This is a genomic window from Candidatus Paceibacterota bacterium (assembly GCA_041666545.1).
Taxonomy (GTDB): Bacteria; Patescibacteriota; Minisyncoccia; order Phycocordibacterales; family JBAYGS01; genus JBAYGS01.
This window is the reverse complement of sequence record JBAYGS010000001.1, coordinates 270,349-287,110: the sequence shown is the minus strand read 5'-3', so window position 1 is coordinate 287,110 and position 16,762 is coordinate 270,349. Positions and strand designations below refer to the sequence as shown.

Annotated in this window: 9 protein-coding genes and 1 pseudogene; 8 read left to right on the top strand and 2 right to left on the bottom strand. The window is 46.3% G+C overall.

Going from position 1 to position 16,762, the window contains the following annotated elements:
• Positions 1-101 precede the first annotated feature (101 nt).
• From WCT25_01575 to WCT25_01545, 7 genes and pseudogenes are all read left to right on the top strand, one after another.
• Entirely contained in the window at positions 102-686 is a 585-nt protein-coding gene (locus WCT25_01575) for a hypothetical protein (protein ID MFA6536104.1), read from the top strand.
• Positions 687-1,025: 339 nt separating this feature from the next.
• Positions 1,026-1,571: pseudogene (locus WCT25_01570) on the top strand (tRNA (guanosine(37)-N1)-methyltransferase TrmD).
• 355 nt (positions 1,572-1,926) lie between these two features.
• The gene (locus WCT25_01565) at positions 1,927-5,145 is read left to right on the top strand and encodes a DNA-directed RNA polymerase subunit beta (protein MFA6536103.1); all 3,219 of its coding nucleotides are present in this window, start codon (positions 1,927-1,929) and stop codon (positions 5,143-5,145) included.
• Positions 5,146-5,170: 25 nt separating this feature from the next.
• Positions 5,171-8,860, top strand: a complete 3,690-nt coding sequence (rpoC, locus tag WCT25_01560; GenBank protein ID MFA6536102.1) for a DNA-directed RNA polymerase subunit beta' — start codon at positions 5,171-5,173, stop codon at positions 8,858-8,860.
• A 32-nt stretch (positions 8,861-8,892) separates the two neighbouring features.
• On the top strand, positions 8,893-10,575 hold the full coding sequence (gene dnaG / locus WCT25_01555; GenBank protein MFA6536101.1) for a DNA primase: 1,683 nt from the start codon (positions 8,893-8,895) through the stop codon (positions 10,573-10,575).
• A 52-nt stretch (positions 10,576-10,627) separates the two neighbouring features.
• Positions 10,628-11,857: a sigma-70 family RNA polymerase sigma factor gene (locus WCT25_01550; GenBank protein ID MFA6536100.1), complete on the top strand. Its 1,230-nt coding sequence runs from the start codon at positions 10,628-10,630 to the stop codon at positions 11,855-11,857.
• Positions 11,858-11,983: 126 nt separating this feature from the next.
• Positions 11,984-12,535, top strand: coding sequence for a hypothetical protein (locus WCT25_01545; GenBank protein MFA6536099.1), 552 nt, complete (start codon positions 11,984-11,986; stop codon positions 12,533-12,535).
• Between the two features lie 99 nt (positions 12,536-12,634).
• On the opposite strand, the gene WCT25_01540 is transcribed toward WCT25_01545, so the two are convergent.
• A complete protein-coding gene (locus WCT25_01540) occupies positions 12,635-12,811 on the bottom strand; it encodes a hypothetical protein (protein MFA6536098.1) in 177 nt (58 codons plus the stop codon).
• A 91-nt stretch (positions 12,812-12,902) separates the two neighbouring features.
• On the opposite strand from WCT25_01540, the gene WCT25_01535 reads away from it, so the two are divergent.
• The gene (locus WCT25_01535) at positions 12,903-15,872 is read left to right on the top strand and encodes an ATP-dependent DNA helicase (protein ID MFA6536097.1); all 2,970 of its coding nucleotides are present in this window, start codon (positions 12,903-12,905) and stop codon (positions 15,870-15,872) included.
• 26 nt (positions 15,873-15,898) lie between these two features.
• Here the strand turns inward: WCT25_01535 and WCT25_01530 are convergent, their stop codons facing one another.
• Entirely contained in the window at positions 15,899-16,696 is a 798-nt protein-coding gene (locus WCT25_01530) for a DsbA family protein (GenBank protein MFA6536096.1), read from the bottom strand.
• Positions 16,697-16,762: the final 66 nt, after the last annotated feature.

Genomic DNA, 16,762 nt, shown 5'->3' with positions numbered 1-16,762 from the left:
CATCAGGCCCGAGTTTCGCTCCTGCGAAACTCGGGCCTTTTTGTTGACAAAAAAATGAACAAGCGTATCTTAAGTTTAGAAACCTTAACCAAAGGATTGTTGTGTCAATTCAAGCTAATGTCATAAAGGAAGTGCTTTATGGTCGTGCCTGGTCAATCGCGACTACCGCCGATGTCCTGTATCTCTTTGACCAAATCAAGGACAAGGTTGACCCAAAAGTTTTTCAGCCGCTCATCATGCTAACCGGAGGTTTTAGTCTGGTTGGTGGAGAGGACAATTTGAAGGGCCTGTTCTTCTTTAATGATTGGTATTACTTGTGTATTGATGCTGGTGCCATCCCGAAAAATTCGGTGATTGCTCTCGCTGCTAATTTCGACGAATGCCGGGGTATGGTTGCGCTGGCGCTTGAGGGCGGTTCGATCGCGACGAAGCCAGGTTCTACCAATCGACTCGACCTTGGAGCTTTCGCTGAGGCGGTCAACGAGGTTTTTGGTCGCGATTATGCTGGTATTACTGCCATGGCGGGGAATTGGGGTGTAGAGCTTAAGGGTGAGATGATTCTCGAGTCGGTGAGGGGGCGCATGGCGCGAAAAGAATGGCGGTTGAAGTTGGGACACGATGTCCTCATTCATCCGGTGACTCTTAAGCCGTGTGAGGACTCCCTTGGCCGGCCACTTCGTTTCTAGGGGTTTGAACTGGTGCACGACCCTGAAAGGCAGGACAGCCATGCGCTGTTCAAATTTGCTGACCAAGATGGTCAAAAAATGACCTCTTCCGAGTTTCTCCCAAATTTGGCTCCAGCCAAAATCTAGTCTTAGACAGTCGCCCATCGCGCGCCGCGCGCGATGGGCTTTTTTCTTGCATTTATACTATATACCAGATACTTTATACTATATACTTTCACTATGACTTTCCACATCATCACCTTATTCCCAAATGCTTTCGATTCCTACTTAGGGGAGTCGATTTTGAAGCGGGCGATTGAGGATAAGAAAATTAAAGTTTAATTTTATAATCCACGCGATTTTTCTGATAACAAATTTAAGCACATCGATCGCCCGCCTTATGGGGGTGGCCCTGGCATGGTGATTCAAGCTCTCCCTGTGATTAAAGCAATTGAAAAAGCCAAATCAAACTGTTCTCTAATTCGCGCGAATAGGCGAATAGTTGAGAAAGTTAAAATAATTTGGCTAAGTCCGGGCGGGAAACAGTTTGAAACCGGTACCGCAAAAAAACTCGTCAAATTTAAGCATCTGATAATCATCTGTGGCCGATATGAGGGGATCGATGCTCGGGTGAAGAAGGCATTTAAAGTTGAGGAAATTTCAATCGGGCCGTATGTCTTAACGGGTGGGGAATTACCAGCGATGGCGATTATTGATTCCGTGTCGCGACAGGTTGAGGGAGTCTTGGGTAATTTCGATTCTCGCGAAGAAGAGCGAGTCTCAAGTTCCGATGTTTATACTCGTCCGGAAGTTTTGGAATATAAGGGTAAGAAATTAAGAGTTCCGAAGGTTCTGCTTTCCGGTCATAGGGCAAAAATTGAGGAGTGGAAGAAGAAGGGGGTATAAGGTATATAGTATTTGGTATATGGTATGGGGACAGGGAGAAAGAAAATCCTTGAGTATCCTAGATACGCAACCTATCCATTTTGATACTGAATGCCCATACTGATTATGGTTATCCACAGCCCTTGTTGCTCAGGTTGACAAAAAATGATAGGTCGGCTATACTCTTCGAATCAAAGCAGGATTGAGTTATGACTGAGCTTTTGAGGCGAAGCTTATCAAGTAAGGGGTGAAAACTCCTTTAATCAAGCGCATCTTGCTTACTCACTTAGAATAGTTTGAAGCGCACCTAAAGAACCTTTATTTAAAGGTGCTTTTTTGTTTTTAATTATTAGAGCGGGTTAATTAATAATTTATTATGCAAACAGAAGACAAGTCTTTCGTGCCTTACGGCAAGCGTCCGAAAAAGTATTTTAGTCGGTTTAAAAAGCCGTTGATTGATTTCCCAAACTTTGTGGAATCGCAGATCGCCTCATTCGATTGGTTGCTCGAGAAAGGCCTCAAAGAAATTTTTGCCGAGTTCTCGCCAATCAAAGACTACTCTGACAAAAAGTTTGAGCTGTCTTTCACCAGTTTCGAGTTGGCCAAGCCAAAAGGCAACGAACACTTCGCCAAGGATAATAAAATGTCCTACGAAGTCCCGCTCAAGGCCATGGTCAAGCTCAAGAACAAAACCTTGGGCACGGTCAAAGAGCAAGAAATCTTCTTGGCTGACTTTCCATTGATGACCCCGCACGGTACCTTCATCATCAACGGCATCGAACGAGTCATTGTCCCGCAATTGGCCCGTTCTTTCGGTATGTTTTTTACCGCTCAAGAAATTCGTGGCCGAAAATATTTTGGCGCTAAAATCATTCCGGCCCGTGGCGCTTGGATTGAAATTGAGTCCGAAGCCGACGGTGCTATCTATGTTCGCATCGATCGTAAACGAAAATTTGCCGTCACCTCACTCCTGCGAATTTTGGGTGTTGAGACCGATTCTGACATTAAGGCTCTTTTTGCCAATGTTGAGCACGCTAAATTGCCGATTGAGACCAGCCTGGCCAAGGATCACGCCAAGACCAGAGATGACTCCTATTTGGAAATCTACAAACGCTTGCGCGACGGCGATTTGGCGACAATTGATAACGCCCGCGAATTCATTAAGTCGATTTTTAGCGCCGACCGATACGACATCTCCAAAGTCGGCCGATTTCGCTTCAATGACCGTTTTGGCAAATCGATGGATGAAAAAGAATTGGAAAGACGCACCATTTCGCTCGATGATGTGGTGACTTTGGTTTCCAATGTCATTAAGCTCAACAACACTCCAGAGGCGCGTGAGGATGATATTGACCACCTTGGTTCCCGCCGAGTCCGTTTGGTTGGTGAATTGATGCAACAGAAACTCCGAGTCGGTATGACTCAAATGAAACGAAACATTCAGGATCGAATGTCTACTGTCGACACTGATTTTACAATGCCAATTCAGTTTATTTCTCCGCGACCACTTCAGGCTCGCCTCAAAGAATTTTTCACCACCAACCAGTTGTCGCAGTTTATGCAACAGGAAAATATCTTGGCGGAAATCGAGCACTTGCGAACTCTTTCAGCTTTGGGTCCGGGCGGTCTTACTCGCGAGCGTGCCAGCTTTGAGGTGCGCGACGTGCACCCGTCTCACTATGGCCGACTTTGTCCGATTCATACTCCGGAAGGTCCGAACATCGGTTTGATTTTGAGGATGTCGACTTATGCCAAGATCAATGAATTCGGCATGCTCGAAACTCCTTACGCCAGAGTTAAAGACGGTAAAGTGACCAAAGAAGTTAATTATCTAAACGCACTCGAAGAGCAAAATTTTAAAATTGCTCACGCTGCTACACCTTACGATAAGGACGGTCAAATTCTGGAAAAGGAAGTCGAGGTTCGCATTAAGGGTGAACCGGTAGTGATTAAACGCGAAGATGTGGATTACATCGATGTTGGTACGACTCAAGCCTTTTCGATTGCCACTTCGATGATTCCTTTCTTAAACCACGATGACGCCAACCGAGCCCTTATGGGTTCGAACATGCAGAAGCAGGCTACCCCTTGTATTATTCCGGAAGCCCCGCTCGTGGCGACTGGTATTGAAGCTAAAGCTGCCGAAGACACTGGCCGAATTTTCTTGGCACCGGAAGAAGGTACTGTCACCAAGGTTGATGGCCGCCATGTCGCGATGAAATCAACTAAAGGTAAAGAATATAGCTATGATTTGGTTCAATTTTCTCGAACCAACGGTTTTACGGCTTTCCATCAGCGACCGGTTGTTGATCTTGGTCAGAAGGTTAAAAAGGGCGATGTTCTGGTTGACACCTCTTCTTCAGACGGCGGTCAAATGGCTTTGGGCCAGAATGTGCTTATCGGTTTCATGTCCTGGAACGGCTCAAACTACGAAGACGCGATTATTGTTTCCGAACGAATGGTTAAAGAGAGCAAATTTGCGAGCATTCATATCGAGGAGTTTGTGGTCAATGTGCGCGACACCAAACTTGGTCCGGAGGTCACCACTTGCGATATCCCAAATGTCGGTGAAGCTAAACTGAAGAATCTTTCTGAAGATGGTGTGATTAGAATTGGCGCTGAAGTTCGTCCGGGTGACATTCTGGTCGGCAAGATTACTCCGAAGGGTGAAACCCAACTGACCCCAGAAGAGAGGTTGCTCCGATCGATTTTCGGCGAGAAAGCTCGCGATGTTAAGGATACTTCCAAGCGAATCGAAGGTGGCAAGCGCGGCCGAATTATTGGCGTGAAAATTTTCTCTCGCGAGAAAGGCGATAAACTTGATTCCGGTATCATTAAGCGAATTCATATCGAGGTTGCCCAACTTCGCAGTATTTCTGTCGGTGACAAATTGGCCGGCCGACACGGCAACAAAGGTGTTATCTCGAAAATTTTGCCGGTTGAAGACATGCCATATATGGCCGATGGTACTCCGATTGACTTGATTCTTACTCCGCTTGGCGTGCCTTCTCGTATGAACCTGGGTCAGATTTTGGAATTGCACCTCGGTCTCGCCGCCAACACTTTGGGTTACCAGGCGATTGTGCCGCCATTTACCGGTGCCACTGATGTGGAGATTAAGTCTGAATTGGTTAAGGCTGGCTTCAAGGAAAACGGCAAGGTTAAACTCTATGACGGCCGAACCGGCGTAGCCTTTGAGCAGGAAATTGCCATCGGTTACATGTACATCTTGAAACTGCACCACATGGTTGAGGATAAAATCCACATGCGTTCGATTGGTCCTTACTCTTTGATTACTCAACAGCCTTTGGGAGGTAAGTCACAAAACGGTGGTCAGCGATTTGGTGAAATGGAAGTCTGGGCCTTGCTTGGTCATGGCGTGGCGCACACTTTGCGAGAAATGCTCACGATTAAGTCTGACGATATTATGGGTCGTTCGGCGGCTTTCGACTCGATTGTCAAAGGTGAGCGTCTGCAACCGCCGAATATTCCGGCCTCATTCAATGTTTTGCTTAACAACCTTCGCGGTCTTGCGCTTGATGTCGACTTGCGCCGAGAGAAGCCTTCGGAAGATGATCGCTCGATGAACGGCTAAATTAAAACTTCCTAAAATAAACAACATGTTAAAACAAATTAAAAAAGAAGACCTCCTAGATTTCAATGCCGTCGCGTTGCGTCTGGCCTCGCCGGAGAGAATCAAAGAGTGGTCACACGGGGAAGTCACCAAGCCGGAAACTATCAATTACCGAACTCAAAGAAGCGAGAAGAGCGGTCTTTTCGACGAGAAAATTTTCGGCCCGGATCGAGACCATGAATGTTACTGCGGAAAGTACCGAGGTATCCGTTATAAAGGAATTGTCTGCGAGAAGTGTGGGGTTGAAATTACTCGTTCAATTGTGAGACGGGAGCGCATGGGTCATATCGAATTGGCCTCGCCGGTTTCTCATATTTGGTTCTTGCGCAGTATGCCATCTCGAATCGGTTTGATTTTGGGTATGCCGGCCGCCGAATTGGAGAAGGTTATCTATTTTGCCAGCTACATCATCACCAAAGTTGTGCCGGCTCAAAAAGAGCGGGTGCTAAAAGAATTGGATTCCGAATACAAGAGCAAAGTTAAGTCGGTTAACGATGAAAAGACCAAGGAAGCCCTAAAAGAGCTTTTGCTTACCACCAAGAAAGAAATCGAAGATGTTAAAGAGGGGGCAATTATCGACGAAGTCACTTATCACAAATATTCAGTTAAATACGGCGGTTTATTTGAAGCTTCAATCGGCGCCGAGGCGGTCTTCAACTTGCTCAAGGGTATTGATTTGAAAAAATTGTTGGTGACAGTCACTGAACAACTTGAAACTGTGAGTGCGGCTGAGCGCGAAAAATTGCAGAAGCGAGTTTCGTTGGTTAAATCCATGGTGCGCTCGGGCGTCAGGCCAGAGTGGATGTTTCTAACCAGCATTCCGGTTATCCCGCCGGCCCTTCGACCGATGGTGGCGCTTGATGGTGGTCGCTATGCCACTTCTGATGTGAACGATCTTTACCGACGAGTTATCAATCGAAACAATCGATTACAAAAGCTCAAGGAAATCAGTGCGCCGGAGGTTATTTTGCGAAACGAAAAAAGAATTCTACAAGAAGCGGTAGATTCGCTTTTGGACAACTCAATCAGACACGGTAGTAATTCGGCCGGCGCTTTAAGCCAAGCTCAAAAGCGACCGCTCAAATCTTTGGCCGACAACCTGAAAGGCAAGCGCGGATTGCTAAGAGGTAATCTCTTGGGTAAACGAGTCGACTATTCCGGTCGATCCGTCATTGTGGTTGGTCCGACCTTGCGCCTAAATCAGTGTGGCTTGCCAAAGCACATGGCACTAGAGCTTTTCCGACCATTCGTTATTTCAAAGATTTTGGAGAAAGAATTGGCTTATAACATTAGAGGTGCTGGTCGCTTGATCGACGAAGGAGTGCCGGAGGTTTGGGCCATTTTGGAAGATATTATTAAAGACAAGTATGTGCTCCTAAACCGAGCGCCGACTTTGCACCGCCTTGGTATTCAGGCCTTTCAGCCGATTCTGATTGAAGGCAACGCCATCCAGGTTCACCCGTTGGTTTGTACCGCTTTCAACGCCGACTTCGACGGTGACCAAATGGCCGTTCATGTGCCGTTGTCCAAAGAAGCTCAAATGGAAGCCAGAGAAATTATGGCCTCGGACAAAAACATCCTGAAACCGGGATCTGGTGACCCAATCATCTCCGCTAAATTGCTCGACATTATTTTCGGGTGTTACTGGATGACCAAGTTGGAGGAAAACGGTTTGGGTGAGGGCAAAATTTTCCCAGGACCAAACAGCGCGATTACCGCTCGAACCTACGGTGTTGTCGGTATCCGCTCAAAAATTAAAATCTTGGCCAATGACAGCAAAAAGTTCAGTGGCTTCAATGGCGAAATTTTCGAGACCTCAGTTGGCCGACTGTTATTTAACGGCGTACTACCCGAAGACTACCCTTATATCAATAAAGAAATCAATAAGAAGGCTCTAGCTAAGATTATTGATGATGTCATGGGTCGTTATGGTATCGACAAAACTCCGGAAATTCTCGACCGGATCAAAGCTTTCGGTTTCAAATACGCTACGGTTTCGGGTGTCACTTGGGGCATTGACGATGTTATGATCCCAGAGGAGAAAACCGAGATTGTCGCGAAAGCCAAAAAGAAAGCCAGCGAAGTTAAGGAGCAATTTAATGAAGGTCTGCTCTCCGAGGAAGAAAAGCGCCGAATCAATATTGAAATTTGGCAGTCTGCTAAAACCGAGCTGGAAAAAGTTATTCCTAACAGTTTGGATCAGAATGGCCCGGTTCATGACATGGTGGAATCCGGTGCTCGAGGTTCACTCGGCAACATCACCCAAATGGTTGGTATGAAAGGTTTGATTCAGAGCACGAGCGGTGAAACTATCGAATTCCCGATTCTTTCTTGTATGAAGGAAGGTCTTACTCCGATTGAATACTTCATTACAACCCACGGTTCTCGAAAGGGTCTGACTGACACCGCTCTAAACACCGCCAAAGCCGGTTATCTAACCCGACGCCTTTTCGATGTGGCTCACGATGTGATTATTACTGAAGATGATTGCGGTACCAAAGAGGGTGCAATTATCAGGAAAGACCTTTCTCTTGGTATGGATGTCTCAATTGCCAAGAGCATCAAGGGTAGATTTCTACCAGATGATTTGGTTCATAATGGCAAAGTGCTTTTCAAAAAGGGGCATTTGCTGACTAAAGTCGAGGCGCAAGAAATTGAGGACGCTCAAATTACAGAAGTTAAAGTACGCTCGCCTTTGACCTGCAAAACCTCTCAAGGTATTTGTGCCAAGTGTTATGGCTTGGATCTTGGTAAAGGCAAACCGGTAGAATTGGGTGAGGCTGTCGGTACTGTGGCTGCTCAAGCGATTGGTGAGCCGGGAACTCAACTTACTATGCGTACTTTCCACGCCGGTGGTACCGCTTCAGTTGGTGGCGACATCACTCAAGGTCTGCCTCGAGTCGAGGAAGTCTTTGAAAAACGCAGTCCGAAAAATCCGGCCGTGGTGAATCGGGTTGATGGAATGGTCACAGAAATCAAAACTGACGGTAAGGAGAAGATTATTGTTGTCACCCCGGAAATTCATGATAAGAGCAAAACTAAGAAGAAAGCCGAAGTTGAGTATCTCGTTCACTACAAACGCATGCCTTTGGTTAAAGTTGGCGACAAAGTTTTGAAGGGCGATATTATCACCGACGGTTCGGCTGATATCGACGAAGTCTTCAAATATGCCGGCAAAGAACGAGCCGAAAGCTATATCATTAGCGAAGTTTCCAAACTTTATGAATTGCAGGGTGAACGAGTAGCTCGTCGACACATCGAAATCATTGTTCGTCAGATGTTCTCGCGAAAGCGAGTCAAAGAAGCCGGTGACAGCGAATTTTCAGTGGGTGATGTCATCGAGAATCGACACCTTAGCCAAGTCAATGACGAGATTAAAGAAAAGAATTTACTCGAAGCCAAGGCTGATTCGGTGGTCATGGGTATTACCGAAGTTTCCTTGTCACGACGCAGTTTCTTGTCGGCGGCTTCCTTCCAACACACCAGCCGAGTTTTGATCTCGAGTGCCGTTCGGGGCAGTGTCGATCATCTCGCCGGTCTGAAAGAAAATGTTATCCTTGGCCGCTTGATTCCAGCCGGTACCGGTTTCCGTGGCAGTCCAAAAGAAATTATGCTTCGAAGCATTAAACAGGAAGTGCGAGAAGATTATTTTGACGGTAGTGGCGAAGCCTACTAGTAGGAGTTTTCGGGTCGGTTAAAATCTATTAAATGAGCAGTACCGCTTCAAAAATTAAAGAGCGGCTCTCGATTGAAGATGTGGTTGAGCCATATGTGAAGCTGACGCGCGCCGGCGCCAATCTAAAAGGCCGGTGCCCATTTCACAATGAAAAAACGCCGTCTTTTTTCGTGTCGCCGGATCGCGGAACTTACTACTGCTTCGGTTGCGGGGCGAAAGGTGATATTTTCAGTTTTGTTCAGCAAATTGACGGTCTGGATTTTGTTGGCGCCTTGAAGCTTTTGGGTGAACGCGCGGGAGTGCCGGTGGTTTTTGAAAATCCCGCCGTTAAAGATGAAAGAGAAAAATTGTTTGAGGCAATGGAGGAAGCGGCCAAGTTTTATGAAGAAAATTTGGTGCAAAATTCTGAAGCGAAAGATTATCTCTTAAAAAGGGGATTGACCGAAAAGACTATCTCGGACTTCCGGCTGGGATACGCGTTAAATGATTGGCACACTCTTGAGCACGAGCTTGCGGGTCGAAAGTTTAGCGAGGAAATCTTGCTTAGGGCCGGTTTGGTTAAGAAATCTGAAGGCCGAGTCTATGACACCTTCCGAGACCGGATTGCTTTTCCGATTTGTGATGCTTCCAGTCGGGTTGTGGCTTTTTCCGGCCGAATTCTTCACGACGACGGCAAGTCGGCCAAGTATCTCAATAGTCCGGAAACTCCGCTTTTCACCAAATCGAAAATATTTTTTGGCTTTGATAAGGCGAAACAGCAGATTCGGACTCTTAATTATTCTATTTTGGTTGAGGGGCAGATGGATTTACTAATGTCCCACCAGGCCGGATTTATCAACACAGTAGCTTCTTCTGGCACAGCGCTCTCCGAAGAACAATTGGTTCTTTTGAATCGGCTGTCATCAAGAATTATCATGGCTTTTGATGCTGATGGTGCGGGTTATAAAGCGGCCCTAAGAAGCACCCAACTGGCTCTGGAAAGGGGGTTTGAGGTGAAAGTTGCCAATTTGCCGGCCGACGAGGATCCGGCCTCGCTCATTCTTAAAGACAAAGAGGCTTGGAAAAAGGTCATCAAAGAAAGCACTGATGTAATTGATTTTGCCCTAAAGCGAGCGATTGAAAAAGGTGGCCGCGACAAAGTTAAGGCAGTCCGTCAGGAAGTTTTACCTTATGTAGCATTTTTGGAGAGCGCGATTGAGAAGTCCCAAGCCGTTGCCAAAGTTGCCAGGGCACTCGGGGTGAAAGAAGAGGCCGTCTGGGAAGATTTGGGCAAGGTCAGGCATCAGGAAGAAAGGCAGATCGAAAAGGAGGAGGTGGCGGAAGGTCCAAAAGTCACTCGCAAAAATTATATCGGCAAACGCCTAATTGCGATTCTTTATTGGCAGAGATTGGCCGCGACACCGTTAATCTCGGTTGCCGAGATGGAACAAAAATTTAAGGAAATTTTAGGGGTCGAAAAATTTGCGGAGGTAGATAAGTTTTATGAGAAGAAAGCAACCGAGTTATCCTTTGAGGCCGAAGTGGCCTATGCTGATGCCAATAAATTGGATCGAGAAGTCGCGGAGTTGTTCAGTGAGTTTTATAAGGAAAACCTAAGGTCAGAGCTAAGTGCGGCCATGGTCGAATTGAGAGAAGCCGAAGTTTTGGGTGATAAAGCTAAAGCTGAAAAGATTTTAAAGCAGTGCCACGAAATTTCGCTCAAACTTAAGACCTGAATAGCCCATCTCGCTTTAAACTCTATTTTTATATATAATTAATCTTTACAAAATGCCCAAAAAAACTACTAAACGCCAAGTTGGCAAGAAGAAAGCCTCCACAAAGAAAGCCTCTTCAAAGCCAAAAAAGAAGGTTGCCAAAGTAAAAGCCAAAAAAACGGGGGTTAAGCCGAAGGTTGCCGGGAAAAAGCCCGACCGGAAGCATCGGGATTGGCTATCTAAGGCTGAAAAATTAATTACGAAAGGCCGAGAACGCGGCTTTGTGACCTACGACGAGATTCTCAAGGAATTTCCGAACATTGAACAGGATGTGATGTTTTTGGATGAGCTCTACAACAAACTTTCGGTGGCCGGTATCGATATTTTGGAGGGGGGAGGCATGTTGGAGATTGATGCGCCGGAAGCTGTCGCGCCGAGCCGAAAATATTCCTATAGCCGAGGCGATTCATCTTACGACTCCATTCAGATCTATCTTAAGGAGATTGGCCAGTATCCTTTGATTTCCGCCGTAACCGAAAAAGATTTGGCTAAGCGAATTGAGAAGGGTGACGAAGAGGCAAAAAATCTGCTCGCACGCGCCAACCTGCGTTTGGTGGTTTCGATTGCTAAAAAATATGTTGGCCGCAGTCCTGATCTAACCTTGCTCGACTTGATTCAAGAGGGCAACCTCGGCCTTTTCAAGGCCGTTGATAAATTTGATTGGACCAAAGGCTACAAGTTTTCGACCTATGCCACCTGGTGGATTAGGCAAGCGATTACTAGAGCCTTGGCCGACCAGTCGCGCACGATTCGCGTGCCGGTGCACATGGTGGAAACAATCGCCAAATACAAACAAGTTGTTAGACGCCTGTCACAGGACTTGGGCCGAGAACCTTTGCCGGAAGAAATTGCGACCGAAATGGGTCTGGATGTTGAAAAGGTTTATTCAATTGAAAAAATTGACCAAGATACCGTTTCTCTGGAATCACCGGTTGGTGATGAGGGTGACGACGGTAAATCGACCCTGGGTGACTTTTTGCCGGATGATAAAATCCTTTCACCGGATCAGGAATCCTCGAGACGAATTTTGGCTGACCAAGTCAAACAAATTTTGGGCGATCTTTCACCGAAGGAGAGAAAGATTTTGGAAATGCGTCATGGTTTGATGGACGGTATTACTCATACTCTCGAAGAAGTGGGGAAGGAGTTCGGGGTCACGCGCGAACGAATTCGTCAGATTGAAGCCAAGGCCCACGAAAAAATCCGCCAGCACGAGAGAGTGAACCGACTGCGAAACTATTAATTACCGAAAAAGCGCAAGGACGCTCGACTATTGACAGTTCGGGTGTTTTGTGTATAATTAAAGAAGATAGACAGGTGCAAATTCTGACCCAAAACAAAGAATGAAAATTCAAATAAGGAGATTGACATGAGCACAGTAAAGTGTCGGCAGGCGCTCTGGTACCGTGAGTCAGGTTCCGACAATAAAGACATCAAGGCCACACGCGCTACTCTTGAAAAGCTTTTCGGTGGCAAGATGGTAGATTGGCGGAGCGATAGATTGTGGAGTGCCGTGGATCTTGTCCGGATTAGGGACATCCGACTACTCGGTGGCGATGCCTTTGTTGGCCCTAGTCGACTTAGCTTAAGTGGAGGAGAAGTGCTTTGGGAAATGGGGCAACATCAGACATGGATCCCACTCGGTATCGAAGTCTTGTGTCGGCTGATAACTGAGTCGTCGCTCATTCCAAAAGAGTGGCAAGAGGCAGCGCAAGGTCAGCATGCCAGTCGGATCTTTTTTGATGGGGAAATTTTGACCACTATGAACAAGGAGAGGGTGTCGCCATTTTTGGCGTTCGTGTCAGATGAATGGGTGGTTGGAACAGTTCCCTTGTCTGACCCTCGTCTTTATTTCGACAAGATGGCGGTGGTAAAAAGCCGTTTATCACATCGCCTCTGGTCCGCGTTCTTCCCGGAGTAGTTTCTAGAATAGTCAGTCTGACTCCATTTGACCAAGAGGTTGGATGGAGTTTTTAATTAAAAACGCCCCGAAGGTTTCGGGGCGTTGTGGTGAAAATAGTTAGGCCGTTTTAAGAGGGGTCTTGAGGTGGGGTTTTTTGCGGCCTTTGGCCGGACGAAGGAGGAAGTGCAACCTCTTGCCGACCCGACTCATTCGGACGATTCTTGGCTTGAACTTGTAGCTGGTTGCTGTCCCCTGGCCGTCAAAGAATACGGGAATGATATTGATAATATTCATAAGTTTTTCTTATATAATTTATACATATTTTACAGATAAAAGCAAGTCAGGATTTAATTTGGCTCAAATTGCCGAATGTTATACTTAACTCGTGAAAAAAGACGAAAAATTTGTTGAGCTGTACAAGAATCTCAATCCGGAGCAGAAAAAGGCCGTAGATACTATTGATGGCCCAGTGATGGTAATTGCCGGGCCGGGTACTGGTAAGACCAAAGTCTTGACGATGCGAATTGCGAAAATTCTGGCGGAAGGCTTGTCGCCGGCCGATGGGATTTTATGTCTAACTTTTACTAATACCGGCGTGAAGGCCGTGCGTGAGCGTTTGACCGAAATCATCGGACCATCGGCCCTGCGCGTGGTTATTTCCACTTTTCACAGTTTTGCCAGTTCCTTGATTGAAGAGTTTTATGAGGAGTTATCCTTGGAGCGCCCCCCGAAATTGCTTGATGAAAAAGATGCGGTTCTGCTTTATGATGAATTGCTTGAAAACAATGACTGGGAGTGTTTGCGTTTACGGAGTGGTGGCGAGCACAATTTCGGCGATTTAAAGTCCCTAATTTCACTTTTAAAGCGCGAGAGAATGGTGCCGGCAGTTTTCGCCAAAGAGATTGAATCGGAAGTTGTGAGAATTCAAAATAATCCCGAAAGTTTGTCTTCGCGTGGACCCACGAAGGGTCAATTGAAGTCGGCAGAAAAAGAGAAGGTCAAAAATCTTGAAGGGCGCACGGCGGAGACGGCTAGGTTTTACGAACTTTACGAGCGGACTAAAAAGGCACGCAATCTTGTTGATTACGATGATATTTTGGACTATTTGCTTGAGCTGGTTTCGAAGTCGTCTGAAGTTCGCGACACGATTCGTGAGCGTTTTCTCTATGTCCTGGTTGATGAGCACCAGGATTCAAGTGGGGTACAAAATGGTTTTTTGAGTGCTGTTTGGGCGGATGTCGAGAAACCAAATATTTTTGTGGTTGGTGACGATCGTCAGCTTATTTACGGTTTCGGCGGAGCTTCTTTGTCACATTTTCAGAATTTTCTTGAAACGTTTCAGGGTACCAAGCTGATTGCGCTCACGCAAAATTACCGCTCGACTCAGAATATTTTGGATTTGGCCGGGGAACTGCTTCAAAGTGATTTGGTTAAAGAGCCGCTTGTCGGTAACAAGGCCGGGTCGCAAGCGATTCGTTTGATTGAGGCGCAGTATCCTCGAGACGAAATTTTGTCGGCCGGTCTTGAAATTAAGAAAAAAATTGAGGAAGGAATCGCCCCTCACGAGTGTGCCTTGTTGGTGCCCAAACAAGCCCAGGTCAGGACGGCGGTCGCGGTTCTTAGGGATTTGGGTTTGCCGGTGGCGCGAGGTAAATCTGCCAGGCTTTTGGGTTTGCCGGTGACGCAATCCTTGCTACGGATTTTTCGGGTAATCGCCTCACCGGCGGATCCTGTTTATTTGGGTGAACTCTTGCTGGATACTATTTCTGGCGTACCGTTTCTTCAGGCTCATAAATTTTTACGTCTGCAAGGTAAGAAAATTTCACTTGAGTCGTTTGAAAAAGCGGAGAACGAAATCAAACAATTAGGCGAACTTGTTGTCGGCTTTGTCAAGGTTGGACGAGAGAAGGATGTCTATGAACTTATTCAATATGTCGGCGCGGAATTATTTTTCCAGAATGCCGACAGCCACAGAAAACTGCTTACCGAAATTGAAGTGGTACGGACTTTGCTGCACTTGGCCCTGGTTTCAATGGAAAAGAATCATAAGCTGACTTTGTCGAATTTCCTGGAATTTCTTGATCGGCTTGAATCTTACGGTGAAGATGTGCCGCTAGCGGTTTTCGAAAGTGATGAGGGGGTAAGGGTGAGCACGATGCACGGCTCTAAGGGTTTGGAATTTGAATACGTTTGGATTGCGCATTTGGATGAGAATTCGATTATGAAAGGGAGGCACTCAGGCTTTACCTTGCCGGAATCAATCAAAGAGAAGATTGCTAAGAAGGATGAGTTAACCGCGAGACGTGAGCTCTACGTGGCGATTACCCGCGCCAAACGTCACTCGACGCTATCTTATCCGGTTATGAGTTATTCCGGGAATGATTTGAAGTTGGCCAAGGTGATTGCGGAAATGCCCGAGGGACTTTTTGAAAGAAGGAGTGCCGGAGAGACAGAAAAAAGTATTCAAGCTGAAAATTTATTCGCTTATGTTGCGGCGACTCCGATTGTTGTCCCGGAGGATGCCAGGAAAGAAATTGTCGAGTTTGTAAAGAAAGAGTACTCGGACCGGTCACTGTCGGTCACGCATCTCAACAACTTTTTTAGCTGCCCTTGGAAGTGGTATTTTAGGAACTTTATCCGTTTGCCTGAGCCGGAGTCTGAGAGTCTACATTTTGGTAATCTCGTTCACTCGGCGATTGAAAAAATTTTAAAAAATAAAATTACTGCCCCAAAGGAGTTGCCGGTTTTGATTTCGGGAGTATTGGATGAACTCTTGATTTGGGATGATCGCGAAAGGGTTCGATTTTCTAGAGATGCATTCGCAATTTTGGAACCTTTGGTTGTCGATTTTGTGCCTAAACTTGGCGAAGCTCGGTCAGAGACAAACATTGCTTCTTATCGAGACCCCGACGTTCCGAATATTGCGATTACCGGAAAAATTGATTTGATTGAGGCTTTGCCTGACGGCACTTCTTCCGTCACTGATTTTAAAACTGGTAAGGTTAAAACCCGAAAGGAGATTGAGAAGAATACGGAGGATGGGCGAATGAGTGATCTGTTGCGTCAGCTGGCCATGTATTCATATTTGTTGATGCAGGTAAAAAATGAAAAACCGGTATCGCTCTCACGACTTTTCTTTGTCGAGGCTGAGGTTGGTGATAGGGATAGATTTTATGAAAGACAGATTGGCTCTACTGAGATTGAACTTTTACGCAAGGACATCAAAGATTACAACTTCCTGCTTTCTTCGGGTAAGTGGCTCGACTTACCTTGTAATTTTAAACCTTTTGGTAGGCAAAAAGAGTGCGAGTATTGCGTTCTGGCAAAAAATTTCAAATCGAGTCTGTCAGTTTAGTCCGCTTCTGAGTTGAGATTCTCAGGTTACTTGCCGAGTAAGAGAGAAACTGTTTGCTCAAACAATGGGTAGGGAATGGCGCCACTTACGCTAACTTTTAGGCCATCGGTCGAGGTTTTGACTGGCAGTTCGCCTGTCTGCGAGTCTCGATATTTTTCGTATAGAGCCAAAACGGAGGCGATGGTTTGGCTAGAAAACGGCTTGTCGGCAATAATCACCGAGTGGGGCGTGCCTTGGACTCCGACCCCGATGCCGTCTTGATATTGGTCGTCTACTTTTTGCGCGTATTTGCCGCTATTCAAACAAGTTTGGAAACTTTGCTCATTAACTTGCTCGGCTTTGGCCAATTGAAGTAGCACCGCCGGGTCAAGATTGTTATTGGCCGGAGTAGTGCTGAAAATTGCGTTGAGATATGTCCAAAAACCACTGTTGCCTTTAAGCTCGTCCACGCACTCGGTGGCCTCGGCTTCTTTGCGAGTTTTTGGGTGAATGTTATCAAGCGGGAAGTGGCGGTAAATCCAGGCAATTTCTCCGGTTTTGCCGTACTTACTCACGATTTGCTGCATGGTGGTGTGGAAAGTCTTGCAGAATGGGCATTCAGTATCAGAGAACTCAACAATTTTTAGTTGGGCGTTAGGATTACCCAAAATATGTTCGTCGGCGGAAACTGCTTTGAGATTTATCTCACTCTCATTGCTCACGGCCCTTCCGGTTGGGACTGATGGGGTAGTACTTGGCGTATAAGAAGCGTAAAAAACCGCCCCGGCAATGAGAGCTCCGGCAATCACAATTGCGGCCGGTAAGGTTAAAGAATTTTTCTCCATTTGATATTTTTGCTAGTTGCTAACAGGTTCAATCTTAGCATGATTAAGAATTAAATCTATTCAAAT

Bases quoted from the DNA above. Each gene is read 5' to 3' on its own strand.
- WCT25_01565 (MFA6536103.1), top strand. From the start codon at position 1,927: ATGCAAACAGAAGACAAGTCTTTCGTGCCTTACGGCAAGCGTCCGAAA.
- rpoC (MFA6536102.1), top strand. From the start codon at position 5,171: ATGTTAAAACAAATTAAAAAAGAAGACCTCCTAGATTTCAATGCCGTC.
- dnaG (MFA6536101.1), top strand. From the start codon at position 8,893: ATGAGCAGTACCGCTTCAAAAATTAAAGAGCGGCTCTCGATTGAAGAT.
- WCT25_01550 (MFA6536100.1), top strand. From the start codon at position 10,628: ATGCCCAAAAAAACTACTAAACGCCAAGTTGGCAAGAAGAAAGCCTCC.
- WCT25_01545 (MFA6536099.1), top strand. From the start codon at position 11,984: ATGAGCACAGTAAAGTGTCGGCAGGCGCTCTGGTACCGTGAGTCAGGT.
- WCT25_01540 (MFA6536098.1), bottom strand. From the start codon at position 12,811: ATGAATATTATCAATATCATTCCCGTATTCTTTGACGGCCAGGGGACA.
- WCT25_01530 (MFA6536096.1), bottom strand. From the start codon at position 16,696: ATGGAGAAAAATTCTTTAACCTTACCGGCCGCAATTGTGATTGCCGGA.